The organism is Kitasatospora sp. NPDC059146, from assembly GCF_042786665.1.
Lineage (GTDB): Bacteria > Actinomycetota > Actinomycetes > Streptomycetales > Streptomycetaceae > Kitasatospora.
The window spans coordinates 19,948-44,287 of sequence record NZ_JBHZCY010000017.1; the positions used below are offsets into that span (position 1 = coordinate 19,948).

The 24,340-nt window shown below is 72.5% G+C and carries 16 protein-coding genes; 7 read left to right on the top strand and 9 right to left on the bottom strand.

What is annotated here, in order from left to right; translation table 11 throughout:
• Positions 1–243: 243 nt before the first annotated feature.
• From ACFXPX_RS10325 to ACFXPX_RS10340, 4 genes are all read left to right on the top strand, one after another.
• The gene (locus ACFXPX_RS10325) at positions 244–3,450 is read left to right on the top strand and encodes a M28 family peptidase (RefSeq protein WP_380640498.1); all 3,207 of its coding nucleotides are present in this window, start codon (positions 244–246) and stop codon (positions 3,448–3,450) included.
• Positions 3,451–3,706: 256 nt separating this feature from the next.
• Positions 3,707–4,672, top strand: a complete 966-nt coding sequence (locus tag ACFXPX_RS10330) for an ankyrin repeat domain-containing protein (RefSeq protein WP_380529273.1) — start codon at positions 3,707–3,709, stop codon at positions 4,670–4,672.
• Positions 4,673–4,783: 111 nt separating this feature from the next.
• Entirely contained in the window at positions 4,784–6,028 is a 1,245-nt protein-coding gene (locus ACFXPX_RS10335) for a cytochrome P450 (RefSeq protein ID WP_380640576.1), read from the top strand.
• Positions 6,029–6,154: 126 nt separating this feature from the next.
• Entirely contained in the window at positions 6,155–7,642 is a 1,488-nt protein-coding gene (locus ACFXPX_RS10340) for an alpha/beta fold hydrolase (RefSeq protein WP_380640500.1), read from the top strand.
• Between the two features lie 91 nt (positions 7,643–7,733).
• Here the strand turns inward: ACFXPX_RS10340 and ACFXPX_RS10345 are convergent, their stop codons facing one another.
• The 5 genes from ACFXPX_RS10345 to ACFXPX_RS10365 form a co-directional block, all read right to left on the bottom strand.
• Entirely contained in the window at positions 7,734–8,072 is a 339-nt protein-coding gene (locus ACFXPX_RS10345; protein WP_380640502.1) for a hypothetical protein, read from the bottom strand.
• 112 nt (positions 8,073–8,184) lie between these two features.
• Entirely contained in the window at positions 8,185–15,174 is a 6,990-nt protein-coding gene (locus ACFXPX_RS10350; RefSeq protein WP_380640504.1) for an RHS repeat-associated core domain-containing protein, read from the bottom strand.
• Positions 15,175–15,654: 480 nt separating this feature from the next.
• A complete protein-coding gene (locus tag ACFXPX_RS10355; protein WP_380529269.1) occupies positions 15,655–16,089 on the bottom strand; it encodes an SSI family serine proteinase inhibitor in 435 nt (144 codons plus the stop codon).
• A gap of 157 nt (positions 16,090–16,246) precedes the next feature.
• Positions 16,247–16,861 carry a hypothetical protein gene (locus tag ACFXPX_RS10360; protein WP_380640506.1) on the bottom strand — a complete coding sequence of 205 codons (615 nt, stop codon included), beginning with the start codon at positions 16,859–16,861 and terminating at the stop codon, positions 16,247–16,249.
• 45 nt (positions 16,862–16,906) lie between these two features.
• Positions 16,907–17,302, bottom strand: a complete 396-nt coding sequence (locus ACFXPX_RS10365) for a cupin domain-containing protein (protein WP_380526381.1) — start codon at positions 17,300–17,302, stop codon at positions 16,907–16,909.
• A gap of 52 nt (positions 17,303–17,354) precedes the next feature.
• Here ACFXPX_RS10365 and ACFXPX_RS10370 point away from each other — a divergent pair, with 52 nt between their 5' ends.
• The gene (locus tag ACFXPX_RS10370) at positions 17,355–18,467 is read left to right on the top strand and encodes a GlxA family transcriptional regulator (protein WP_380640508.1); all 1,113 of its coding nucleotides are present in this window, start codon (positions 17,355–17,357) and stop codon (positions 18,465–18,467) included.
• Here the strand turns inward: ACFXPX_RS10370 and ACFXPX_RS10375 are convergent.
• A complete protein-coding gene (locus ACFXPX_RS10375; RefSeq protein ID WP_380640510.1) occupies positions 18,457–19,239 on the bottom strand; it encodes an alpha/beta fold hydrolase in 783 nt (260 codons plus the stop codon). The genes ACFXPX_RS10370 and ACFXPX_RS10375 overlap by 11 nt on opposite strands.
• 155 nt (positions 19,240–19,394) lie before the next feature.
• Positions 19,395–20,276 (bottom strand): CPBP family intramembrane glutamic endopeptidase, encoded by an 882-nt coding sequence (locus ACFXPX_RS10380; protein WP_380640512.1) that lies wholly within the window; start codon positions 20,274–20,276, stop codon positions 19,395–19,397.
• 111 nt (positions 20,277–20,387) lie between these two features.
• On the opposite strand from ACFXPX_RS10380, the gene ACFXPX_RS10385 reads away from it, so the two are divergent.
• Positions 20,388–21,710 carry a sensor histidine kinase gene (locus tag ACFXPX_RS10385; protein ID WP_380640514.1) on the top strand — a complete coding sequence of 441 codons (1,323 nt, stop codon included), beginning with the start codon at positions 20,388–20,390 and terminating at the stop codon, positions 21,708–21,710.
• Complete coding sequence (locus ACFXPX_RS10390; RefSeq protein WP_380526387.1) at positions 21,698–22,444, top strand: LuxR C-terminal-related transcriptional regulator; 747 nt, start codon at positions 21,698–21,700, stop codon at positions 22,442–22,444. Before ACFXPX_RS10385 ends, ACFXPX_RS10390 begins: the two co-directional genes overlap by 13 nt.
• On the opposite strand, the gene ACFXPX_RS10395 is transcribed toward ACFXPX_RS10390, so the two are convergent.
• Positions 22,333–23,316, bottom strand: coding sequence for a serine/threonine dehydratase (locus tag ACFXPX_RS10395; RefSeq protein WP_380589074.1), 984 nt, complete (start codon positions 23,314–23,316; stop codon positions 22,333–22,335). The two genes, ACFXPX_RS10390 and ACFXPX_RS10395, sit on opposite strands and share 112 nt — an antisense overlap.
• Positions 23,317–23,693: 377 nt before the next feature.
• Positions 23,694–24,062, bottom strand: a complete 369-nt coding sequence (locus ACFXPX_RS10400; RefSeq protein ID WP_380525383.1) for a hypothetical protein — start codon at positions 24,060–24,062, stop codon at positions 23,694–23,696.
• Between the last annotated feature and the right edge of the window lie 278 nt (positions 24,063–24,340).

Here is a 24,340-nt window from a genome sequence, read left to right on the forward strand (position 1 = left end):
ATGAGGTGGTCTCAACCACTGAGAGGAAAGCCCAGCTTGACGCGAAACGGCAGCCGCACCTTGACGGAATTTGCCAACCCTATGCAGAGCCTGCACCAGCCATTGACCCGGGCATGACGCCATGTGAGTGTTCGGGCACCCGAGCGCGGACGGCCCGCACGGCCGTCCCCCAGAAGCGGCCCGCGGTGCGCCCACCAGCCTTTCCCGTCCGCGGTCGAGGACCCCCACTCGCGAGGAGCCTCGATGCAACGCAGAGTTTCCCCAGGACGGTTGCTCACCACGGCGACCACCCTGACCGTACTGGCCGGCCTGATCGGCGCCACCGCCGGGGCGGCCACCGCCGCGCCCACCCCCTCCCCCGCGCCGCCCAGCGCCCTGGCCGCCGCCGTGAACGCCGCCGACGCGGCCGCCGCGGCCGGCACCGACGCCCTGGCCAAGGGACCGGGCGAGACCTACGAGCGCAAGGCCGTCACCCCCTGGCTGAACGGCCTCTACTCGGTCTCGTACGAGCGCAGTTACCGCGGCCTGCCCGTGGTCGGCGGCGACGCCGTGGTGCTCGCCGACGGCAAGGGCACCGTGCGCGGCCTCCAGTCGGCCGCCACCGGGCCGGTCGGCGGCTCCATCACCCCGCAGATCAGCGCGGCGAACGCGGAGAAGACCGCGCGGACCAAGCTGCCGGTCGTCGACCAGGTCGAGTCCCGCCGCCTGGTCGTCCGGGTCAAGGACGGCGCCGGCCGGCTCGCCTGGGAGACCGTGCTCAAGGGCCGCACCGAGACCGCGCCCAGCCACCTGCACGTCTTCGTCGACGCCGCCACCGGCGAGGTCGTCGACAGCTACGACGACGTCGAGGCCGGCACCGTCAACAGCAAGTGGAACGGCCCCGGCCCGCTGACCATCAGCACCACCAACTCCGGCGGCTCGTACGCGCTGCGCGACCCGAGCCGGCCCGGCCTGTCCTGCTCCGACAACGACACCGGCCAGGTGTTCACCAAGTCCTCCGACTCCTGGGGCAACGGCAACCCGTCCAGCCGGGAGACCGGCTGCGGCGACGCCATGTGGGCGGCCCAGAAGGAATGGGACATGCTCCGCGACTGGCTCGGCCGCAACGGCCACGACGGCAACGGCGGCAGCTGGCCGATCAAGATGGGCCTCAACGACGTCAACGCCTACTGGGACGGCAGCTCCGTCTCGATCGGCCACAACCAGGCCGGCGAGTGGATAGCCGCCCAGGACGTCGTCGGCCACGAGTTCGGCCACGGCATCGACCAGTACACCCCCGGCGGCGCCAACAACGAGAACGGCCTCGGCGAGGGCACCGGCGACATCTTCGGCGCGCTCACCAAGGAGTACAACAACGAGCCCGCGCCGTACGACTACCCCGACTACCAGGTCGGCCGCGTGATCAACCTGGTCGGCCAGGGCCCGATCCGCAACCTCTACCAGCCCTCGCTGGTCAACAACGACCCGAACTGCTACTCCTCCTCGATCCCGAGCACCGAGGTGCACGCGGCCGCCGGACCGCTGAACCACTGGTTCTACCTGCTGTCCAACGGCTCCAACCCGGGCGGCGGCAAGCCCACCAGCCCGACCTGCAACAACTCCAGCGTCACCGGCATCGGCGTCAAGCAGGCCGGCCAGGTCTGGTACGGCGGCATGCTGCTCAAGACCAGCGGCATGACCTACAAGCGGTACCGCACCACCACCCTGACCGCGGCCAAGAACCTCGACCCGAGCTGCACCTTCTTCAACCGCACCAAGGCCGCCTGGGACGCCGTCAGCGTGCCCGCGCAGAGCGGTGACCCGACCTGCACGCCGTCCGGCAACAACGACTTCTCGCTCGCGCTCGGCCCGGCCGCCGGCTCCGTCCAACCCGGCTCGTCGACCACCGCGACGGTCTCCACCGCCGTCACCTCCGGCACCGCGCAGACCGTCAACCTGACGGCCACCGGCGCCCCGACCGGGGTCACCGCGACGGTCAGCCCGTCCTCCGTGCAGACCGGCGGGTCCGCGACGCTGACCCTGGCCGCCTCCTCCGGCGCCCCCGCCGGCACCTACGTAATCACCGTGACCGGCACCGCCGGCGCGGCCACCCACACCGCCCAGTACACCCTGACCGTCGGCGGCGGCGGCACGCCCGGCGGCCCCGCGCCGGACATCGACGTGGCCAAGATCCAGGCCGACCTGGCCCAGCTGAACACCATCGCCAACCAGAACGGCGGCAACCGCCGGGCGGGCAGCGCCGGCCACAGCCAGTCCCTGGCGTACATCAAGGGCAAGCTCCAGGCGGCCGGCTTCCAGGTCAGCGAGCAGACCTGCACGTCCTGCACCTACCAGTCCAACAACCTGGTCGCCGACTGGCCCGGCGGCCCGTCCGACCAGGTCACCATGCTCGGCGCCCACCTGGACAGCGTCTCGGCCGGCCCCGGCATCAACGACAACGGCTCCGGCTCCGCCGTCCTGCTGGAGAACGCCCTCGCGCTCGCCCAGCAGAACCCCACCCTCACCCGGCACGTCCGCTTCGCCTGGTGGACCGGTGAGGAGCAGGGCCTCCAGGGCTCCCAGTACTACGTCGGCCAGCTGGGCTCCACCCAGCGCTCCGCGATCAAGGCCTACTACAACTTCGACATGGTCGGCTCGCCCAACGCCGGCTACTTCATCAACAACCTCACCGCCGCGGCCTCCGCGCCGATGAAGGCCTACTGGGACTCGCTCAACCTCCAGCCCGAGGAGAACGTCGAGGGCGTGGGCCGCTCCGACGACTACTCCTTCCAGCAGGCCGGGGTCCCGACCTCCGGCTACGCGGCCGGCGCCAGCGCCGTCAAGACCTCCGCGCAGGCCGCCAAGTGGGGCGGCTCGGCCGGGCAGTCCTACGACTCCTGCTACCACCAGTCCTGCGACACCACCTCCAACGTCGACGCCACCGTGCTCAAGCGCAACGCCAACGGCGTGGCCTACACCATCTGGAAGACCTCGGTCGGCGGCACCACCCCGGCCAACGACTTCTCCGTCTCGGTGAACCCGGCCACCGCCACGGTCAAGCCCGGCGCCTCCGCCACGGCCACCGTCGCCACCGCCACCACCTCCGGCTCCGCCCAGACGGTCAACCTGACCGCCTCCGGCGCCCCGGCCGGCGTCACCGTCTCCTTCAACCCCTCCTCCGTCCAGTCCGGCGCCTCCGCCACCATGACCGTCGCCACCGCCACCAACACGGCGGCCGGCACCTACAGCATCACCGTCACCGGAACCGGCTCCGCCACCCACACCACCAGCTTCACCCTGGTCGTCGGCAGCGGAACCCCCGACCCCGGCAACGCCTGGACCCCCGGCACCACCTACCAGGCCGGCGACGTCGTCACCTACAACGGCGTCAGCTACCGCTGCATCCAGGGCCACACCGCCCAGGTCGGCTGGGAACCGCCGATCGTCCCCGCCCTCTGGCAGCAGCTGTGACCCACCCGGGCCACCCTGCCTGACACCCCCAGAACCGCTGCGCCGCGATCCGTCGAGGGGGACGGACCGCGGCGCAGCCGCGTCCGCGGGCGGGGCGGGGGCGGGCCGGGGGTTGGGGCCCGGCCTGCCGCATTGTCGGACCCGTGTGCTTCCGTGTACGGAGCAGCAACCGGCAGCCACCGGACAGAGTGGCCGCCGACAACCGGACGCACGGACACAGGGCCCAGGGCACAGGGCACAGAGCACAGGAGGCACGATGAAGGGCTGGACGGGTGTGACCTGGGACAGCTGGCGGGACGCCGAGGAGATCCGCGCGCGCCTCGCCACGGGCGCCGACCCGGAGGACTGGGGCTTCGGCCAGCGGCCCCTGCACCGGGCCGCGTCCTACGGGTCCCCCGAGGTGATCACCGAACTCGCCGCCCGGGTGGCGGACGTGGACGCGCCGCAGGACGGGACCACGGCGCTGTGGGAGGCCGTCCTCGCCGGCCGGCCGGACAACGCCCGCGCCCTGGCCGCCGCCGGGGCCGATCCCTGGCGCCCCCAGCTCGGCGGCTGGTCGCCCGGTCGGCTCGCGCTGGCCGGTCCGGTCCCCGACCTGTTCCCCGTCCCGGCCGGGGAGCCCGGGCTGACGGCGGCCGAGCAGGCCACCGCCCGGAACGCCCGCCGACTCCTCGCGAACCTCGGCGACTTCCACTACGGGGGCACCGGCCTCGCCTGCGTGGCCGGCATCGACGCCGCCGAGGCGGTCCGGCGGCTCTCCGGCGAGCCGGTGGGCGAGGAGTTCATGGCGGACTTCCTCGACGACCCGTACGACCACGACCAGGACGACAGCCTGCTCCTGGTCGGCGTCACGACCGTGCCCGGCGGCTGCATCGTCACCCAGCCCTGGGGCTACACCCCGTCCACCCCGGGCGTCATGGCCCGGCTGACGGCCGGCACCTTCGGCTACGGCATGTACGCCAATCCCAAGAGCGGGAACCAGGGCGGCATCCACCGCGACGGCGTCACGGAGGACTGGGACCTCCACCCCGGCGGCGGGCCCCTCCCCGGTCACACCCCCGAGGAGGTCCTCACCGGGTACCTCTACCACTACAAGGCGATCGCCTACGCCTGTGCCTTCGCCGGCCTGCACCCCGCTGACGCCCGAGCCGTCACCGGGCCCGCCGACGTCTGGATACGCCTGCCCGCTCTGGACTACTGGGAGGAGCCGACCGACCAGTGAGTGGACCGGTCGGCGAAGTGACCGGGTGTCACCGCGTGGCGACGCGGCTGACGTAGAGTCGGGCGCCGGGGCGGAACCGCCCTGCCCTTCGTCGGCCGAGTCGAGGAGAACCTGGTGACCACGGACACCGTGCCCGTGCCGGAACTGGCCCCCGAGGCCGTCGAGGAGTGGCGGGCGGAGGAGGCGGAACTGGTCGACCTGCTCGCGCGGGCGCAGCGCGGCGTCGGCGGGATCGCCGCGTTCCGGCTCGGGCCGACGCCCACCGTGCTGGTGACCGATCCGGCCGCGGTGCAGCACGTGCTGGGGCGCCACCCCGACCGGTACGTGAAGCGTTCGCACCGGGCCCGGATGCTGGTCGGCGACGGCGTGCTGTCCGCCACCGGGGAGGCCTGGAAGCGGCAACGGCGGCTGCTGCAGTCGCAGTTCACGGGAACCGGGATGCGCCGCTACGAGCAGCGGATCGCCGCCGCCGCACGCCGCACCGTCACACGCTGGGAGGGGTACCGGCGCAGCGGGGAGACCTTCGACGTGGCCGAGGAGATGCGCGGCTTCGCCCTGGACACCGTCTGGCGGGCGCTCACCGGGCTGCCGCTCGACGACCGCACGGACGCCGAACTGCGCTCGGTGGAACGGGTGGTGGCCGCGATGCCGACACTGCCGACCAACGCCGCCGACGCCCGGGACACCGTCGCCGAGGACCTCGCCCGGATCGACGCCGTCGCCCAGGCCGCGATCGACGCGGCCCGCGGCGCCGCCGACCTCCCGGAGCCGGGGGTGCTGCGCGTCCTGCTCGACGCCGCCGACCAACACCCCGAGTACACCGACCGGTTGATCCGCGACGAGCTGGTCACCCTGCTGGTCGCGGGCCACGAGACCACCGCCACCACGCTCACCTGGCTGTTCCTGCTGCTCGACGACAACCCCGGGGCCCGGCAGGCCGACCCCCACGCCCTGGCCAGCGAGACCCTCCGGCTCTACCCCTCCGCCTGGCTGCTCCCCCGGCACGCCGTCGAGGACGACGTGCTCGCCGGCCACCGCATCGCCGCCGGGACGGACGTGCTGGTCTGCCCCTACCTCACCCACCGCGACCCGGCCCTGTGGCCGGACCCGGAGCGCTTCGACCCCGCCCGCTTCGCCCCCGACGGCGCCCGTCCCGCCCAGCTCGGCGCCTACCTCCCCTTCGGCCTCGGCGCCCGCGCCTGCCTGGGCACCCAGTTCGCCCTCCGGGAGACCACCGCCCTGCTGGACCTCCTGCTCCCCCTCGGCCCCCTGGAGTTCCGCTCCCGCCCGACCGGGGCGGCCTACAGCATCACCGTCCGCCCGAACGGCCCGACCCCCGCCGCCTTCCGCCGGTAGGTCCCGCTCAACCGCCGGGTGGAGAGCGGCGGTTGGCTCTCCACCCGGCTCCGCTCAACGTCTCCACCCGACGCCTCCACCCGACGTCCGAGGCCCCTCGCCGCCCACCGGCCTACCGTCGAAGGCATGACCGCGTTCACGCGCCGCACGGCCGCCGCCGGCGGCCTGTTGCTCTCCCTGGCCCTCCTGCCGACCGCCGTCGCGCCCTCGCCGGCCGAAGCCGCACCCGCCGCCCTCTCCTGGGGCGCCTGCCCGGCGCCGACCCCGAACGCCAACGGCACGCCGTTCCCGCGCGACCCGCGCCAGCAGTGCGCGACGCTGCGCGTCCCCCGCGACTACCGGCACCCCGGCTCCGGCAGCATCACGCTCACCGTCTCCCGGATCCGCACCGCCGACCCGGCCCACCGGCGCGGCGACCTCGTCGTGGTCCCCGGCGGCCCGGGCGGCTCCGGCCTCGACTACCCCGGGGCGGCCGTCGGCTTCCTGCCGCCCGAGGCCCTGCGCTCCTACGACCTGATCGGCTTCGACGAGCGGGGCGTCGGCAACAGCACGCCGGTGCACTGCGACCTGCCGGCCACCGACCGCGCCGCCCAGCTCAACTACCCGTTCCCGGCGCCCGACGGCTCGATCACCGCCAACCTGGCCTACGCCCGCCGGATCGCCGACACCTGCGCGGCCGCCGCCGGCCCGTACCTCGCCGACATCACCACCGCCAACTCGGCCCGCGACCTGGACCGGATCCGGGCCGCGCTCGGGCAGCGCCGGATCTCCTACCTGGGCACCTCCTACGCCACCTACCTGGGCCAGGTCTACGCCAGCCTGTTCCCCGCCGGCGCCGACCACGTGGTCCTGGACAGCACCGTGGCCCCCGGCGGCGAGCAGCAGGCGATCGGCCTGTTCAGCGAGGGCACCGAGGACGCCTTCCCGGCCCTGGCCCGCTATCTCGCCGACCGCGACGCGGCCCTCCACCTGGGCGCCACCCCCGGCGCCGTCCGGGCGAGCTACCTGCGGCTCGCCGCCGAACTCGACCGCGACCCCCTCGTCCTGTCGGACGGCCGGGTGCTGGACGGCGTCAAGCTGCGCGCCGTCACCTACTCCTCACTGAACAACCCGCGCTACTACCCGCTGGCCGCCGCCGTCCTGGAGCGGGCCGCCACCCGGTCGACCTCGGTGTCGGACGGCGGCTCCGGCGGCAACCCGCTCCCCACCGTCATCCCGGACAACTTCGTCGCCGCCCAGGACGCGGTGATCTGCGGCGACTCCGCCTGGCCGCGCGACCCCGCCGGCTACGCCGCGCGCACCGCCGCCGACCGGCGGCGCTACCCCTTGACCGCCGGCATGTCCGGCAACGTCTGGCCGTGCGCCTTCTGGCACTACCGCCCCGAGGAGCCGCAGGTCCGCCCGAACGCCGACGGGCCGCGCGACATCCTGATGCTCCAGAACCGCTACGACCCCTCCACCCCGTACTCCGGAGCCCGCCGGACCCACGCGGCCTTCGGCCACCGCTCCGCCATGGTGACGATCGACGCGACCGGCCACGGCGTCGACTTCACCGACCCCCTCGTCCGCGACCCGCTCACGACCTTCCTCCTCCACGACCGCCTCCCCGGCTGACGTGGCAGCGCCCCTCCCCCCGGACCGACGAAGTCCAGGGGGAGGGGCGCTCTTGGGAGCGGGCGCCGCGTGCGTCACCGTCGGTCGCGGGCTACTGCCGGACGAACGACTCCTGACCCGCGTCCACACCGGTCATCTGCAACCGGTCCTGACCGTTTCGCTTCACGAACTGGAAGAACCGCTCGCACTTCAGGTCACCGCTGACGGAGGCCAGCTCGGCGACCGCCCCGGGCCCGGCATCGTCCAGCTTTCCCCGCTTCCAGGTTCCGGTGAACTTCACCGCCGTCGACGAGCTGTCCCCCCGGCACATGGCCGGCAGCAGACTCACTTCCCCGAGCTTGCCGCCTTCCAGGATCTCGATGGAGGCGACACTGGACTTCCAGGAGCCGACGACGGGCGGCGGCTCCTCGGCAGTCGTACACGACACCATCAGCGGGAGGAGCAGGGTCAGTGGCGCGAGTCGGACTCCTCGCCCTCCACCGCCCGTACGTCGCCCCGGGCCCACATGCCCGATCATCGAAGACCTCCCTTGCCTTTTCCCGTCACTCGAAGTCGCTCGGTCGGGCGAAGTCGTTCGAAGCGATGTACTTCCTCGCCTCGTCGAGGATGACGCCCTTGAGTTGCGACTCCGAGGCTCCCTGGTTCGCCGCCGCGATCTTCTCACCCATCTTCCGGCCGTACTCGTTGTTCACCAGGTCCGAGATGTGATCGGCGTACTCATGGCCCTCCCTGGCCCCGAAGGCCTCGTGCGAGTCCGCCACCATCTCGGCATCCTGGCGTCCGTACTTGACCGTGATCATCGCCTGCCAGACGAAGTGCCGGAGGGCGTTCTTACGGGGAGTGTCACCGTCGTCGTCCGGATACTCCGCCGCCGGCGCATTGCCCGCCCACCCCGTGATCTGCTTCACGTCGTAGCAGTCGACCGCACCCAGGTAGGCACAGACCATCAGTTCGGACTTCTTGGCCTTGCCGGTAGCGAACGAGTCGTAGGGCTCGGCCCCCGGGATCTGCGTCTGTCCGGGCTGCGCTTCGTACTTGAAGTTGGTGTTCTTCTTGTACTCCTTCTCCAGCTCGAACCCGTAGGCCCGGCGCGCGGCCCGCTTGTCGCGTTCGAGGTCCGACTGGGACGGCACGCTGCCCACCCAGTTCTTCCCCAACGGCAGCCCCTTGAGCATCATGAACTGCACGAACCCGGCCTCGCGCGCCGGCGCTTCCCGGTTCACCTGGTCGACGACCTTCTGGTAGTTGGGGCCGTTCTGCGTCGTGTCGACCTTGGTGCCCATGTTGGAGCACTTGGCCATTCCGCTCGCGCACTCCTCCAGCGCCATGCCGGTGGGGTCCGTCTTGTTCACCGGGTCGTTGTTGCTGTACCCGTAGGCGTTCCACTGCTGCGGGTCGTCGGGCAGCAGCAACGGGTCCGGGCTGAGGAAGCGGCCGGTGCCGGGCTGGTACTGGCGGGCGCCCAGGTTGGTGAAGCCGGTCGCGTCGTCCTTCAACCCGTTGACGAAGCCCTTGTCGCCGGCCCACGAGGTGCCGCTGCCGGAGCCGCGCAGGACACCGAAGGGGTCGGTCCACCGGCGGTTCACGTTGGTGGTGGCCGAGTCGATGGACAGAGTGCCGGTGCCGTGGTGGTCGGAGAACTGGTACGTCAGCTTGGCCGCACCTTGACGGACCAGGGTCACGCCGCCAGGCATGCTGTAGTAGCGGGTGCCGGTGCTGGTCATGGAGCCGGTGTCGTAGGAGAGTTCGTCGCCGGCGCCGAGGTTGACGGTGACCTTGCCGGGGTTGCGGCGGACCAGCTGGTTGCCGTCCGCGTCGTAGACGTAGGAGGTGGTGGCGCCGCCCTGCTTCATCGTGGCGAGCTTGCCCTCGACGTCCCAGGTCAGGTCCGCGCCGTTGGCCGCGTCCACCGCGTTCCAGGTGCGGGAGTCCCACTTCGGGGCCCAGCCGGGTGCGTACACCATGAACTTGCCGTCGTCCTGGACGACCGCGAAGTACTTGCTGTTCGGGCCGACCCACGACTGCGAGGACCACAGCGGAACCCGCTGCGGGTCGTAGACCACGAAGTTGCCGTCGTCCTGCATCGTCGCCCACGCACCCGCATGACCACCGGTACCGGTCGACCACACCACCACACCGCTGCGCAGCGAGGTCAGCACCAGGTTGCCGTCGGTCTGCATGGTCAGCTGCACGCTGCTGGAACGCACGGACTCGCCCGGGTTGAGCACGAAGCCCGCGCCCAGGGTCTTGTTCGCACCCGGGTTGGCGATCTTCGTCGTGTTGCCCGCCGCGTCGTACTGGTAACTCCCCGGCGTGCTGCCGTTGTTCGGGAACGTCGACTTCACGGCCGACGGCGCGTGCGGACCACCCGCACCCGTTCCCGTGTTGCGGCTCCCCGCGGCAGGCACGTCCTGACCGATCGTCAGATCCTTGGACTGGTCGCCGGTCGGGTTGTGCATGACCAGCTTGGTCCGGTTGCCGACCGCGTCGTAGGTGTAGTCCTGCCAGTACGGCGCACTACCGCCCACGGTGGTGGTACCCGCCGTCGAAGCCCCGCTGGTGGGCGTCGCGTTGGCGCAGGCACCCTGCCCGGCGAGGGACGGGGTGGGCTGGTTGAGCCGCCCGGTGTCCGACCACGCCGTGGTCAGCCGGCCCAGGTAGTCGTACGTGAAGCACTGCAGGTCCGTCCGGTCCGGACTGTTGTCCGGAATCGTGCGCACCGCCGTGACCCGACCGGCCGGATTGTAGGCGTAGGTCGTGTTCTGGACCGTACCCGTGGTGGCCGTCTGCTTGTCCACGTACTGCGTCAGCAGGCGTCCGGTCGACTCGTCGTAGGTGTTCGTCGAGACGACCTGGGTCCCCCAAGGGTTCATCGTGTCACGGATGTTGCGCCCGTACGCGTCCCAGTCCGCCTGCCGCAAGTACGTGTACCCGGCTCCGCTCACATCGTTGAGCTGACCATAGGTGTCGTAGTTGTAGTTCACCGCCTCCTGCGCCAGATCACCGGCCGCAGCACGCGTGTCGCTGATGACAGCCCCACTGATCGGGTTGTAAGCGGAGCTGTAGTCGAAACTCACCTGCCCCGTCCTCCCGATCTCGGTGCCCGGGATCGACACGCTCGTCCTGGTCGGCCGGTACCCGGTGTCGAGCTCGGTGACGGTCTTGCTGTACGCCGAACCGCCCGCACCGCCTACGTAGCGGGTCGATCCGGCGGTCTGGCCCTTCGCGACGGTGTCGTACGTGTAACCGGTCAACTGGTTCGCCGGAGCGACCGAACCGTTGAACGTCCCGGTCTTGCGCCCCAACAGGTCGTACGCGATGGCGATCGTCTGGCCCCGCGCATCCGTCGTCGTGGCCAAGCGGCCCGCCGCGTCGTAGGTGCGGGTCGAGACACCGGCGTCCGGATCATCGGCCTTCACCAGACGACCACGCTGGTCGTACGTGTAACTCCAGGTGTTCCCGGCCGAATCCGTCCGGGTCGCCGCCCGGCCGCCCGGCGTGTAGGTGTAGCCGATGACGTCCGCGTCGGCCTGGTTCCCGGTCGCCGCGGCCGTCCGGTACTGCCACACCTGCGTCTTGCGCCCGCGCGCGTCGGTGACCGTGCTGGTCGCGGTGGCACCGGCGGGCGGCGTGACGTCCACCCGGTCCGCACCGGGGTAGGCCGTCGTCGTCGTGGTCTGCGGCTTGCCCAGCGCCACGAACTGCGAGTTCACCACCCGGCCCAGACCGTCGAACTGCACCACGCTCTGGCTCGGCACCATCGCGCCGTCCGGGATCCACCGGGTCGTGTTCGGCTTGTTGGTGTCCTCGTAGTAGGTGTCGTGGCTGCGGTTCACCCGGCCCTGCGAGTCGTAGAACGTGTCCGTGACCAATCGGCCCTGGTAGGCGGGCGTCGCCGGGTCGCCCTGGGTCTGCACCACCCGGCCCAGGCCGTCCACGATCCGCGTCGCCGTGCCGTAGGCGGCACCACCGGGGCGTAGGGTCTTCGCCGTGACGGTCGACGGCGCCTTGGTGCCGTCCACCGAGTAGTCGTAGGTGAGGTTCGCGCCGACCCCGGTGTCCCGACCGGGCAGCCAGACCGCCCTCAGGCGCCCGAGACCGTCGTACGTCTGAGTGGTCCTACGGCCGTTGGGATCGGTCGAGGTGAGCTGCAGGGCCCGAGCCGGGTCGAGCGTGACGACGGTCTCGCGTCGGGACCCTGCGTCCGGGGCCCCGGCCGGGGCCGGGGTGCCGGTGACCACCTTGTTCGGCAGCTCACCCGGGTTCGCCGAGCTGAACGTCGTGGTGGTGACGGCACCGCTGGGGTTGGCGCTGTCGGTCGCCGTCGGATCGGTCACCGAGGTGACCCGGCCGTATCCGTCGAAGGTACTGGCCGCCGTGGTGACGTACCGCGCCACGCCGTTGGCGTCGTAGCCGTCCAAGGCCTGGACCCCGGTCACCTCTCCCTTGCTGCCGGCAGTGCCGAACCCCTGGCCGTCGTAGAGCGTGCGCGTGTCGGAGACCGTGTTGGACGCGTTCGCGTCCGCGGTGCAGGCGTTGGCACCTGAGATGACGAACTGCTCGGAGACCAGCCCTGTGACCAGGGGGTTCGCGGCTGCCGCGTAGCGGTAGCGGGTGCACACGTCCGGCGTGCCGTCCGCGGTGCTCAGCGAGGTGGTGACCCGGTTGTTGTTCGTGGGATCGGTGGTCGTCACCGTCGAGTTGGTGCGGGTTCCGGCGGTCGTGGTGGTGGTCGTCGCCACGGCGGACCTGGTGGCCGCGTACTGGGCAATCAGGTCCGGGAGGCCGGTCCGCGCGTGCCTGGCGGTCGGCTTCAGGTCTTGGCTGCGTTCGTAGCCGTAGACGGTGTACGAGAGCGGCGAACCCGCAGCGGCGGAGGCATCGGCGTAGCTGTCCGACTCCAGGACGCGGCCGGTCAGCCACTCCTCGTCGGGCTTGGCACCACTCTTCGCCCCGGCCACCGACGCGGCCCTGGGCTTGCCGTCGGCCTTGAGGTCGCCGTTCATGCCCTGGTAGTAGCTGGTGGTCGTCTTGCCCTGCGGTGCGTCCTTGCCCGATCCGGTGACGGCGGTGACGCTGGCGAAGCCGCGGAACTGGTCCCAGGTCCGGTAGTCGGCTTCCAGAACGGCGCTGTCGTTGCGGTGCCAAGCGGCCGGGCCGTAGGTGTAGGAGGTGGTCATCGGCACCGAACCGGCGACCAACTTGCCGTTCGGGTCGACCGTCACCGTGTCCACGGGGTAGCGCAGGAACCAGTCGTCCACCGTGCCCTGGACCTGGGTGTCGAACCACTTCACGTTGAAGCAGGGCATCGTATTGCTGTCGGCCGAGGCCGGCATCCGCCCGGCCGTCCGTGAGCAGGACTCCTTGGTGTACGACACCGTGATCGTGCCGCCGGTCTCCGTGGTGATCACCGCCAGGCGCGGCCGGTTGTAGCGCGGGCGCGCCGGCACCAGGCCGTCGACCCGGTTCGGCACCAGCAGGTCGGCGAAGGTCACCTCCGGCAGCGGCTGCTCGGTCTGGCCGTTGGCGGTGTCCTTGCCCGTCCGCTTCACCGACTGCAACCACGCGATCGGCGCGTTCTCGGTCGCGTTCTGCGGCGACTTGAACACGTGGACGAAGTCGTACTGGTCCACCGGCCGGTAGGAGCCGGAGGAACGGACCGAGGTGGTGAGGGAGTTCAGCCACTTCGTCGACCAGTACGTCGGAGCGAAGTTGGTGCACGCGCCGGTGTCGGAGCACTGCTTGTCCACTGGCACGTCCGGCCAGTTGGTCGCGTTCGCGGCCGTTCGCTGCGACGGGTCGCAGGCGGTCGCGCCGGACAGGCAGCGCTCACCGAGCCCGAAGTCGATCTTCGCTGCGGACTGGTACCCGCCGTTCGCGCCGAGCTGGTCGGACAGCAGTTGCCCGTAGCCGATCGAGGACAGCGCCCCACCGCGGGTGTAAGCGGTGAGCTCACCCTTCCGGCCGTTCTGCCCACCGCCACGGGCGTACCAGTTGGTCTCTGGAGCGTATGAGTACGTGGTCAGGTTCCCGTGCGCGTCCACGACGAAGTCGAGGTTCCAGCGCCAGGCCGTCTGACACCACGAGGCCTTCCCCTTGGAGGCGTCGTAGCAGGGGTCGCCCGCGTTCGGAGAATAGACCGGCACGGTCCACGCCGACTTGCTCTCCGGGCCGGCCTTGCTCGGCGAACCGTTCGCCGCCGGCAGCTGATTGAGGCCGAAGTAGTACACCGTGCCGGAGGTCGTGTCCGTGACCTTCAGGTACGAGCCGTTCCAGGTGCCGTTGTTCGCGCCCGTGAGGAACTCGACCTTCGTCCCGTCGTCACGCTTCAACCGCCAGGTGCACCTGGACTGTTCGTCGGCCGCGGCGCCTCCGGCGCAGGACGGATCATCGGGCACCAGCTCACCGGAATGCCCGCCGAGCGACATGGTCAGGTTCGCACCGGCCCAGCACTGGTCGCCCGAGCCGGGGATGCCCGCCTTGTCACAGCCCCGGTACTGCCGCTCCACGAAGCCGGCACCGAAGTCCCAGCCGTCGCCGATCCACGACGCCTGCGCATTGGTCGAGGCCGTCTTCCCGTCGACCGACGCCGAGTCGTAGCCGAGCGCCAGCGAGGGAGCGCCGCCGCCGAGGGTCGGCGGAACCGCGATCGGGTAGCTGTAGGTGAACGAGCCGGACGAGTTTCCGGCGGCCCAACTCTGGCTCGGGGCCATCGGGGTGGCACTGTAGGTGCCGGTCCCGCTCTCCGGGGCGGCATCGAGCGCCAGCAGCAGCTTGGGTGCGGCAACCGCCGACCCGGCCGACTGCGACTCCGCACGCGGACGGGCCCTGGAGGCGTCCACGGCGGGCAGGTCCACGTCCGCGATCAGCCGTTCGGCCTGGTCGTCGTAGTGCGAAGCGACGGGTGTGCGCACCCGACAGGCTTCGGCTTCCGGTGTGGTCAGCGCGCATTCGGGCAGCAGGACCAGCCTCGCCCGGTGAGCGAAGTCAGCCCCGTACCCGACCGGATCGAGGTCGACCCCGATCCGGACCTTGGCCGCTTCCGTCGCCTCCGCACGGGACAGCGTCACCAGCGCACCGGGCGCACCGGCGCCGGGCGCGGTGGTCCCGTCCGCCACCTGGACCTGTACCGAGGCAACGGGATCGGCCGGCGCGACCGGCGCCAGCCAGACCGGCAGGTCACCCGCCTGCTTCGACGCCCCCTTGTCCAGGCCCACCACCGCACTGCCGGTCTTCAGGCGCGGTGCGGCCTTGGGCGGCACCCAGTTCGGCGAACCGGTCTGCGGTGTCGACGCCTTGGGCTCGTCCGCCCTCCCGGGGACCGAGGCGGTCTTCGCCAGCGGCGTGTTCGGCGGCGTCCAGATCCCGTCCTTGGCCCCGCTCGACGCCGCCGCATAGGCGGGCGCCAGCGGCGACACGAGGGAGGCCAGGATCACCACCGTGCTCACCAGCGCCAGTCGGGACCGGGCCCGCCCGGGCGGCGCCCCCTCCCGGTCCGGCACTCGCCGGAAGCGGACATGATCGATCAACATCCCTACCCCCTTGCACACTGACTGCCTGTCATCCACGGGAAGCGCACGAACGGATGACCCCGGCGGAGAGTAAAGGGAAGGGAAGTGCCAGGTCTAGGGAATTTAAGATTCGACCACCACGTGACGCACATCATGGCCGGCGTGAATCGGAAACCGCCGGACCAAAGCGGACACGAATGCAGAAACCCTCAGTTGACTTCCCTTTTGCCGGACACGGTAGTTTGTCCGGGGCGCGGCGGTGCCGGCGCGAAGGGGCGCGGAGAGGTCGCGGCTCGCCGTCGCGCGTCCCGGCCGTACCCTTCTCGACTTACGGCACTTTCAACCGCGATGAGGTAGCCGACAGCCGCGGTACCCCCATGAGTGCAAGAGGCACATCCCATGAACACGGCGGAGAGCAGACCCGTCGGTGGAACGGCTAACGGCGTGGCCGCCCCCCGATAGCGGGGGCGGCCACGCCGTGGGCAGGTGTCACAACCGGGCTCAGAAGCCGAAGACGTCCCCGGTGTACTTGGTCAGCGTGCTGCCGTTGGCGTAGGTGTGGGACCAGGTGACGGCGGTGGCGCCCCAGTTGCCCTGGGCGGTGGCGGTGACCGGGGCCTGCTGGGCCGTGGGCAGCCAGGTCGGGTGGACCAGCAGCTTGGCGAAGTCACCGTTGACGCCGGCCAGTTCGCTGCAGGCGGCGGTCGGGTCGGCGACCGTGCCGGTGCCGGTGACGGTTAAGCCGGCGCCGGACTGCACGGCGGTACAGGACAGGTCCGCCGAGGTGGTGTTGCCGGCGGCGTCGGTCCTGGTCAGGTGGACCGAGCCGAGCTGCGTCGCGTCCGTGGTGAGGGCCTGGGCGGTGCCGGTGGTGAGGATCACCGTGGCCGCGCCGGCCGCGAGCAGGCCGGTGACCGCCGTTGCGATGCGTCGCATGAACAGTGCCTTTCCTTCGTGCTGCCCGGGCCATCCGTGCCCGGGCAGGCTGTGGGCACCACACAACCAGCCGGAGGTGCGCGAGGAGTGAAGATCACCCGAACTTCTGTGTCAGGTTCACGCCAATCATTTCGGCCACCCCGCATGCGGGTGCGGCTCACGCCTCCAGGCGCAGCGCCGGAGTGCCCGTGGTGCGGGTGAGGAAGTGCAGCAGGTGGGCGAAGCCGCGGGCGTCGTCGATGGCCTTGTGGGTGTGCGGGACGTCGCCCAGCCAGTGCGGCGGCAGCTTCGGCGAGGCCAGGTCCGCCGGCGGGCGGCCGGTCAGGGCCGCCGTGTAGGTGCGCAGGCACAGCGCCGGGCCGTGGAAGAGGCGGTCCTCCTCGTACGGCCCCTGGTGCAGTCCGTACGGGGTGAACCGGCGCAGGTAGTAGTCGATCCACGTCCCGTCGAAGGAGACCGGCGCAGCGGCGAAGGCCCGCGGCCCGGGCAGTGACCGGACCCACTCCACGTAGCCGGCCATCACCTGGGCGACCGGCTGCGGGTCCGCGGTCGCGGCCTCCCAGGTGCCCGGCTCGGAGTCGAACCACTCCTTGGTCCGCGGGTTCGGCGCAGCCCCGGGGAGCGGTTCGAGGACGGCCTCGAACTCGCCGAAGGTCCGCCCGTCCGTCGTCGTGGCGACGGAGGCGAAGGACCGCATCGAGTTGGCGCCGGCCCACGGGCCGTCCACCTCGATGTCCGTCACCACGTAGGTCCAGTCACTGGGTTCAGTCATGCTCCCGACGCTACCCGTGCCCTCCCGGCGCCCTGGCTCCGGCCGTCAGGTGTCCAGGGCGTGGCCGGTGGTCGCGTCGACGTGGGCCGGGACGGGGTCGTGGCGGTCGCCGACCGTGGGGGTGCCGGTGGGTTCGAACATCAGGATCGCGGCGCCGTCCGGGGCGGACGGCTTGTGCTCGGTGCCGCGCGGGACGGTGAAGACGGAGCCCTTCGGGAGCAGCACGGTGCGTTCGCCGGCGGGTTCGCGCAGGGAGATGCGGAGTTCGCCGTCGAGGACGAGGAAGAACTCGTCGGTGTCGTCGTGGGCGTGCCAGACGTGTTCGCCGTGGACCTTGGCGATCCGGACGTCGTAGTCGTTGACGCGGGTGACGATGCGGGGGCTCCACAGGGCGTCGAAGGAGGCCAGGGCCTGGCCGAGGGCGATGGGTCGGTTGCTCATGCGCCCATCCTGGGCCGGCCCGCCCGCCCGGCGTGAGTGCTAGACATGGCACATGTCGCAAGGATCCTCGCAGCCGCAACCACCGCAGCAGCCGCACCCCTCGACGGCCGGCCCGCACCGGGTGGTCGTGATCGTCGACGCCAACTCGAACCCCTTCGAACTCGGCTGCGCCACCGAGGTGTTCGGTCTGCGCAGGCCGGAGGTCGGCCGCGAGCTGTACGACTTCCGGCTCTGCTCCCCCGAGCCCAGCACCCTGATGCGGGACGGGTTCTTCACCCTCACCGGGGTCGCCGGCCTGGAGGCGGCCGACACGGCGGACACCCTGATCGTCCCGAACCGGCCCGACGTCGAGGTGCCGCGCCGCCCCGCCGTACTGGAGGCCGTCCGGCGGGCGCACGCGCGGGGCGCGCGGCTGGTCGGGTTCTGCAGCGGCGCCTTCACGATGGCCGAGGCCGGGGTCCTGGACGGGCGGCGGGCCACCGCGCACTGGCAGTGGGCGGACGACTTCCGGGCCCGCTTCCCGTCCGTCCGGCTCGAACCGGACGTGCTGTTCGTGGACGACGGCGACATCCTGACGGCCGCGGGCAGCGCGGCCGCGCTCGACCTGGGCCTGCACGTGGTGCGCCGCGACCACGGTGCCGAGATCGCCAACGCGGTGAGCCGTCGGCTGGTCTTCGCGGCCCACCGCGACGGCGGGCAGCGGCAGTTCGTGGAACGGCCGGTGCCCGAGCGGACGGACGAGTCGCTGGCGCCGCTGCTGGCCTGGGCGCAGGAACGGCTGGACGCACCGCTCACCGTCGCCGACCTGGCGGTGCGCGCGGCGGTCAGCCCGGCCACGCTGCACCGCCGGTTCCGCGCCCAGTTGGGCACCACGCCGCTGGCCTGGCTCACCGGGGAACGGGTGGCCCTGGCCTGCCGGCTGATCGAGCGGGGCGAGTCCCGGATGGAGGTGGTCGCGCGCCGCAGCGGACTGGGCACGGCCGCCAACCTGCGGGTGCTGGTGCGCCGGGAGACAGGCATCTCGCCGTCGGCCTACCGGCACCGGTTCGGGCCGGAGGCGTCCCCGCGGGCGGAGCCCGCTCCGGCCCGGACACCACCCCCCGGGACGCCACCGCCCGGGACGGCGGGCACCGGGCCAGCGGGCACCGACCCGCTCAGTCGGTGATCCCGGCGAGGAAGGCCGCGAGTGCGGCGTGCAGCGCCTCCGGCCGCTCCAGGTGCAGGTCGTGCCCGGTGCCGGGGATGCTGACGGCCATGGTGGCGGGGCCCTGCCGGAGCATCTCATCGGCCTCCGCCGCCGGGACGAACCCGGACTGGCCCAGGACGACCAGCGTGGGGCAGGCGATCCGCGCCCACTCCGCCAGGAAGGACCGCTGGGTGAGCTCCGTCAGCGAGTCCACCATCACGTCCCGGTCGAAGCGCGGCCACCAGCCGCCGTCGCGTTCCTCCAGCCCGGCCGCCCAGCCCGCGCCGACCGGCCCGCCGCCGAGGAACTCGACGGCCGCCTCGCGGGCGGGGAAGGGCGTCGGCCAGGAGTCGAGCCAGTCGCCGACCTCCCCGGCCACGTCCGGGTCGGGCCCGCCCGGGCCGGCCTCGACGAGTACCAGCCCGCCGACGAGTCCGGGGTGCGCGGCGGCGGTCAGCATGGCCGTGTGCCCGCCGAGCGACTGCCCGGCCAGGACCGGCCGTCGCAGCCCCAACTGCTCGACGACGGCCACCACATCGGCGACGTAGGCGGCACGGGAGACCTCCGGCGGGCGGCGCTCGCTCGCGCCGTGTCCGCGCTGGTCGACCGCGACGACCCGGTGGCGGGTGCTCAACTCCGCTGCCACCGCGTCCCATTCACCCGCGTGCCCGGCCAGCCCGTGCAGCAGCACGACGGGCCGGCCCGGCCCGGCCCAGTCCCGGCAGACGAGCCGGACACCGTCATGCGACACCAGCCGCTCGGACCATCCCACGTCGGGCCGCGCCACGCCCGTCCCTGCCTCGCCGGTCCGTGCCACGCCGGTCCCTGCCTCGTCGGTCGGTGTCACGTCGTCGTACCTCCGGGGAATCGGGCGGACCCCGATCATGTCGCAACGCACCGTGCCGATCAACGGAGTTGCCCGTTCCGCAGCACCGGGCCCCGGCCGGCACTCCGCCGGTGGACCAGCCAGCCGACCAGCACCACGAGGCCGGTCACCGGCCAGGTCGAAATGCTCAACGGGCCGGCCAGCAGCGGGTCGACGATGCGGCCCGAGACCTCGCGGGTCAGCGGCAGCGTGAACTCGTTGAGCGACAGGTGCGCCGCGACGGCCGCCCACACCGACCCGGTGGACAAGCGGATGGCGGCGATGACCGTACCCAGCAGCATGGCCGTCACCACGGCGACGGGTATGCCCAGCAGCACCGAATGGCCGGGGTAGCTCCCGCCGAGCGCCGTCATCGGGACGTGCCAGGCTCCCCAGATCGCGCCGCCGACCAGCAGGCCGCGGGCCCGGCCGTACGGCAGCAACCGGGGCAACAGGTAGCCCTGCCAGCCGAGTTCCTCGCCGAAGTACAGCGGTACGGACACCAGCGCGCTCAGCACCAGCGGCACGACCGTGCCGGGCCCGGGCAGGTGCGCGGGGGCGTACCAGCCGGTGAGCGTGGCGACGGTCAGCCCGGCCGCGGTGAGGCCGAGCGGGATCGTCAACGCGACGGCCACGGAACGGAGTTCGTGCCGCCAGGGAGTGGACCGGGCGAGCCCGAGCAGCCGCAGGGCCTGGCGCGGGCCCCGGCCGCGCACGGTGAGGCCGAAGGCGGTCAGGGCCGGCACCAGCATCATCAGGACCATGCACACCGCCGCCAGCCGTGGCGTCCCCTGCGCGGCGCTCGTCCGGCGAAGGCCGTCCAGCCAGAGCGGGACCATGGTGATCCAGGCACCGACGAAACTGATCGTCAGGAACAGCACCAGCTCGGAGCGCGAGCCGTCCGAGGTGTTCGTTCGTTTCATGGCCGTGACGCTACGAACCGCCAGGGGGCCGGGACGATCGTGCAGGCGCGTCGACCGATGGTGTAGCACGCTCCACTGCGCCGGGAGCCCGAGGAGGGGAGACTGGCCGCCGTGAACGACACTTCGATGACGCGGGCGTCGCGGGCGGGCGCGGCGCGCTCGGCCCGTGCCGCCGGGTACTGCGCTGCCGTGTTCGCCCGGGGGCTGGCCCTGCTCGTACTAATGCCCGTCCTCCTGTACTCGGCGGCGCTCTGCCTGGTCGGCGTGGGCCTGCTCGTCCTGCCGCCCGAACTCCGGCTGCTGCGGTGGCTCGCCGACGGCGAACGCGCCCTCCTGGGGCGGTGGACGGCGAACCCTCCGGCACCGGCCGGACCGCACCCGCGCAGGCGCCTGGGGGCGGTCCTCTCCGATCCGGCGACCGGCCGCGACCTGCGCTGGGCGGCCGTCATGGCGGTCGTCGGCACCGCGCTCGGGCTGCTCGGCACGGCGCTGTTCCTGTTCCCGGCCGCCGTGCTCGCGCTCGTCGGCCTGTGGTGGCTGTTCCCGGCCGACGATCCGATCAGGCCGCTCCTGAACGTCCCGGTCGACAGCTGGGGGTCCGCGCTCTACGCCGGGGTCCCCCAGTTCCTGCTGAGCGCGCTGCTCGCCCTGTTCGGCCCGCCCCTGCTCGCCAGGACGGCGGCCGCGCTGAGCCGGTGGCTGCTCGCCCCCTCGGCCGCCGCGGTCCTCGCCGAGCGCGTGTCCACGCTGGACCGGACCCGTACCGGCGCGATCGCCGCGCACGGCGACGAGCTGCGCCGCATCGAGCGGGACCTGCACGACGGCACCCAGGCCCGGCTGGTCACCCTCGCCATGCAACTCGGGCTCGCCGAACGGACGCTCGGCTCCGACCCCGCCGCGGTGGGCCCGCTGCTGACCCGGGCCCGGGAGGGCGCCGAGGAGGCGATGGCCGAACTGCGCGACGTGCTGCGGTCCGTCTACCCGCCGGTCCTCGCCGACCGGGGCCTGGCCGGCGCGGTCTCGGCGGTCGTCGCCCGCTGCCCGGTGCCCGCCACCGTGGAGGTCGGTGAACTCGGCGCCGTACCGGCCCAGATCGAGGTCGCCGTGTACTTCGCCGTCACCGAGGCGCTCACCAACGCGGCCAAGCACGCCGACGCCGGCGCCGTGACCGTCACCCTGGCCAGGACGGGCGTCACCCTGCGGGCGGAGATCACCGACGACGGCCGGGGCGGCGCGGCCGAGGACGGGCCCGACGACGGCACCGGGCCGCGCGGAGCAGGACCGCACGGCACCGGACCACGCACCGCCGGACCACGCGGAACCGGACTGCGCGGCATCCGGCAGCGCGTCGAGGCCGTCGACGGCGTCCTGCTGGTCCGGAGCCCGGCCGGCGGCCCCACCGTGATCACCGTGGAGTGCCCGTGCGCATCGTGATCGCCGAGGACAACGCGCTGCTCGCGCAGGGACTCACCGCGCTGCTGGAGGCCCTGGGGAACCAGGTGCTCGCCACCACCGGGGACGCCGCGTCCTTCCTGACGGCCGCCGTCACCCACCGGCCGGACGTGGCCGTGGTGGACGTCCGGCTCCCGCCCTCCTTCACCGACGAGGGCATCAGGGCCGCGCTGCACGCCCGGGAGCGCGTCCCCGGGCTGCCGATCCTCGTGCTCTCCCAGTACGTCGAGGACACCTACGCCCGGGAGCTACTCGCCGACGGCACCGGCGTCGGCTACCTGCTCAAGGACCGGGTCGCCCGCGTCGACGACTTCCTCGACGCGCTCCACCGGGTCGCGGCCGGCGGCACGGCGCTGGACCCGGACGTGGTCCGGCAGCTGCTCGCGACACCCACCGACCCGCTGTCCCGGCTCACCGAGCGCGAACGCGAGGTCCTCGCGCTGATGGCCCAGGGGTACGGCAACTCCGAGATCGCCGCTCGCCTCGTGGTCACCGAGCGGGCCGTGCACAAGCACGTCGGGAACATCTTCCTGAAACTCGACCTCCCGCCCGAGGACAGCGGCGACCGGCGCGTCCTCGCCGTCCTCACCCACCTCGGAGCCCCTCAGCGACCCTCAGCACCGGGCCCGGCGTCCGGGGTCGTGACCAGGTCCGACGGATCGGTGTTGGCCCCGCACAGCACCACGCAGACCTTCTCGCCGGGCTCGGGCCGGTAGCCGCCCGCCTGGCCGCCCAGCGCCGCGAGGGCGGTGGCGGCGCCGTGCTCGACGGCCACCCGGCGGTCGTCCCACAGGGCACGGCGCGCGCCGACGATCTCCTCGTCCGGCACCAACACACTCCGGACGCCGCCCAGTTGGGCGACACCCAACGCCGTGGCCGAGACCCGCCGGGCCCCGAGCGAGTCCGCGGCGACCGAGTCCACCGGCACGTCGACCGGACGGCCCGCCGCCAGCGCGGCGTTCAGCGCCCGGGAGTTCCCCGGCTCCACCGCGACCGTCCGCACGCCGTGCTCCCGTGCGGCGGTGGCGACCCCCGCGAACAGCCCGCCGCCGCCGACCGCGACCACCACGGTGTCCAGGCCCGGGATCCGGTCCCGGATCTCCTCCAGCAGCGTGCCCGCCCCGGCCGCGATCAGCGGGTGGTCGTAGGCGTGCGCCGCGAGCGCACCGCCGACCGCCGCGAACTCCGCGCAGGCGGCCTGGGCCTCCGCGTACTCCGAACCCACCAGCCGCACGTCGGCGCCGTAGCCGCGCAGCTTGGACACCTTCACCGCCGGCGCCGTGGCCGGCACGAACACCGTCGCCCGCACGCCCAGCTGCCGGGCCGCCCAGGCACACGCCAGCCCGGCGTTCCCGCCGGAGGCGATGGTCACCCCCGCGTCGGGCAGGGTGCCGGCCTCCCCGTGGGCCCGGAGGAAGTTCTGCGCACCACGGGCCTTGAACGACCCGGTGTGCTGCATGAACTCCAGCGCCAGCCACAGCTCACCGGGCTCCGTACGCTCCTCGACCGCCGCCAGGGCGACCGGGCGAACGTGCCCGGCGATCCGCTCCCCGGCGGCTTCGATGTCGCCATAGGTGAGTTCGCGCATGTCCCTGCTCCCTTGTCGTTCGACCGCCACACCGACCGCCACGTCGACCGCCCTCGACGCCCTGCGTCGCGACGCACGACTAGCACCCGGCACCGGCCCACCCTAGGGTGTGTCTGACCATTCCCGCCGGGCGCGCGACGCCGGGGCACGCACCTCGCCGCGTTGTCGTCGGTCGCCAATGCGCTGCATTGGGCTCCCTCCTCCGCCTTGCGATGCACGCACCCCAACGCCGCGCGCTGATCCGACGCGAATGGTCAGACACACCCTAGATCAACAACCCCCGGGCCGGCCCGTCCCCCGTCGAGGTGGATCGTGAACGACGGAGGGCCCCGGCGATCGGCCGGGGCCCTCCGCATCGCGCAGCCGGAGTCGCCGGGTCAGGAGACGCGCTTCAGCTGCCAGGCGTTGTTGTTGAAGCTCGGGTTCGACCAGGCGACACAGCTGCTGGTGTAGTACGAGCCGGTCTGGACCCAGCCCGCCGGCGGGTAGGTGGTGCTGCAGGCCTGGACCACGGTGCCGACGGGCAGTCCGGTGAGCTGCTTCACCTGCTTGATGTTCGGGCTGAAGCTCTGCGTACCGCAACTGCTGCTGTAACCCCAACTCACATCGACGGAGCCGGCCGGGGTGAGAGTGCTTCCGCACATGGTCGTGACGTCACCGGGGGCGGCCTGGGCGGGCGCCGCGGCCAGGGCCAACATCGCCGCGGTGCCGGCGATGGCCATACAGGTGGTACGGAGGCGAATCATGGGCGGTGGCTCCTTCTGATCGGGGGTGGCCGGTCAGGCCGTGGAGCTATTCCTATGGTTTGATCATCGGTTTCGGATAGCGACTTTCCGGCCTAAAGATCCACCGCGCAGACCTCCGCCGAAAGCCTGACTCACCCGCCTTTGAGCCTCTCCGACAACTCCTCGACGCCGTCGTGGCCGCCCGGGGCGGGGGGCGGGGGGGGGGGCCCCCGGGGGCGCGCCGGGGGGGGGGGGGGTTGGGGGGTGGGGGGGGGGGCCGGGGGGGTGGCCAGAGTAGG

What these genes read in the sequence shown, in the direction of transcription:
- ACFXPX_RS10355 (WP_380529269.1), bottom strand. Translation starts at nt 16,089, where the DNA reads ATGCGACGCATCGCAACGGCGGTCACCGGCCTGCTCGCGGCCGGCGCG.
- ACFXPX_RS10330 (WP_380529273.1), top strand. Translation starts at nt 3,707, where the DNA reads ATGAAGGGCTGGACGGGTGTGACCTGGGACAGCTGGCGGGACGCCGAG.
- ACFXPX_RS10370 (WP_380640508.1), top strand. Translation starts at nt 17,355, where the DNA reads ATGTCGCAAGGATCCTCGCAGCCGCAACCACCGCAGCAGCCGCACCCC.
- ACFXPX_RS10350 (WP_380640504.1), bottom strand. Translation starts at nt 15,174, where the DNA reads ATGTTGATCGATCATGTCCGCTTCCGGCGAGTGCCGGACCGGGAGGGG.
- ACFXPX_RS10325 (WP_380640498.1), top strand. Translation starts at nt 244, where the DNA reads ATGCAACGCAGAGTTTCCCCAGGACGGTTGCTCACCACGGCGACCACC.
- ACFXPX_RS10340 (WP_380640500.1), top strand. Translation starts at nt 6,155, where the DNA reads ATGACCGCGTTCACGCGCCGCACGGCCGCCGCCGGCGGCCTGTTGCTC.
- ACFXPX_RS10400 (WP_380525383.1), bottom strand. Translation starts at nt 24,062, where the DNA reads ATGATTCGCCTCCGTACCACCTGTATGGCCATCGCCGGCACCGCGGCG.
- ACFXPX_RS10360 (WP_380640506.1), bottom strand. Translation starts at nt 16,861, where the DNA reads ATGACTGAACCCAGTGACTGGACCTACGTGGTGACGGACATCGAGGTG.
- ACFXPX_RS10345 (WP_380640502.1), bottom strand. Translation starts at nt 8,072, where the DNA reads ATGGTGTCGTGTACGACTGCCGAGGAGCCGCCGCCCGTCGTCGGCTCC.
- ACFXPX_RS10365 (WP_380526381.1), bottom strand. Translation starts at nt 17,302, where the DNA reads ATGAGCAACCGACCCATCGCCCTCGGCCAGGCCCTGGCCTCCTTCGAC.
- ACFXPX_RS10395 (WP_380589074.1), bottom strand. Translation starts at nt 23,316, where the DNA reads ATGCGCGAACTCACCTATGGCGACATCGAAGCCGCCGGGGAGCGGATC.
- ACFXPX_RS10380 (WP_380640512.1), bottom strand. Translation starts at nt 20,276, where the DNA reads ATGAAACGAACGAACACCTCGGACGGCTCGCGCTCCGAGCTGGTGCTG.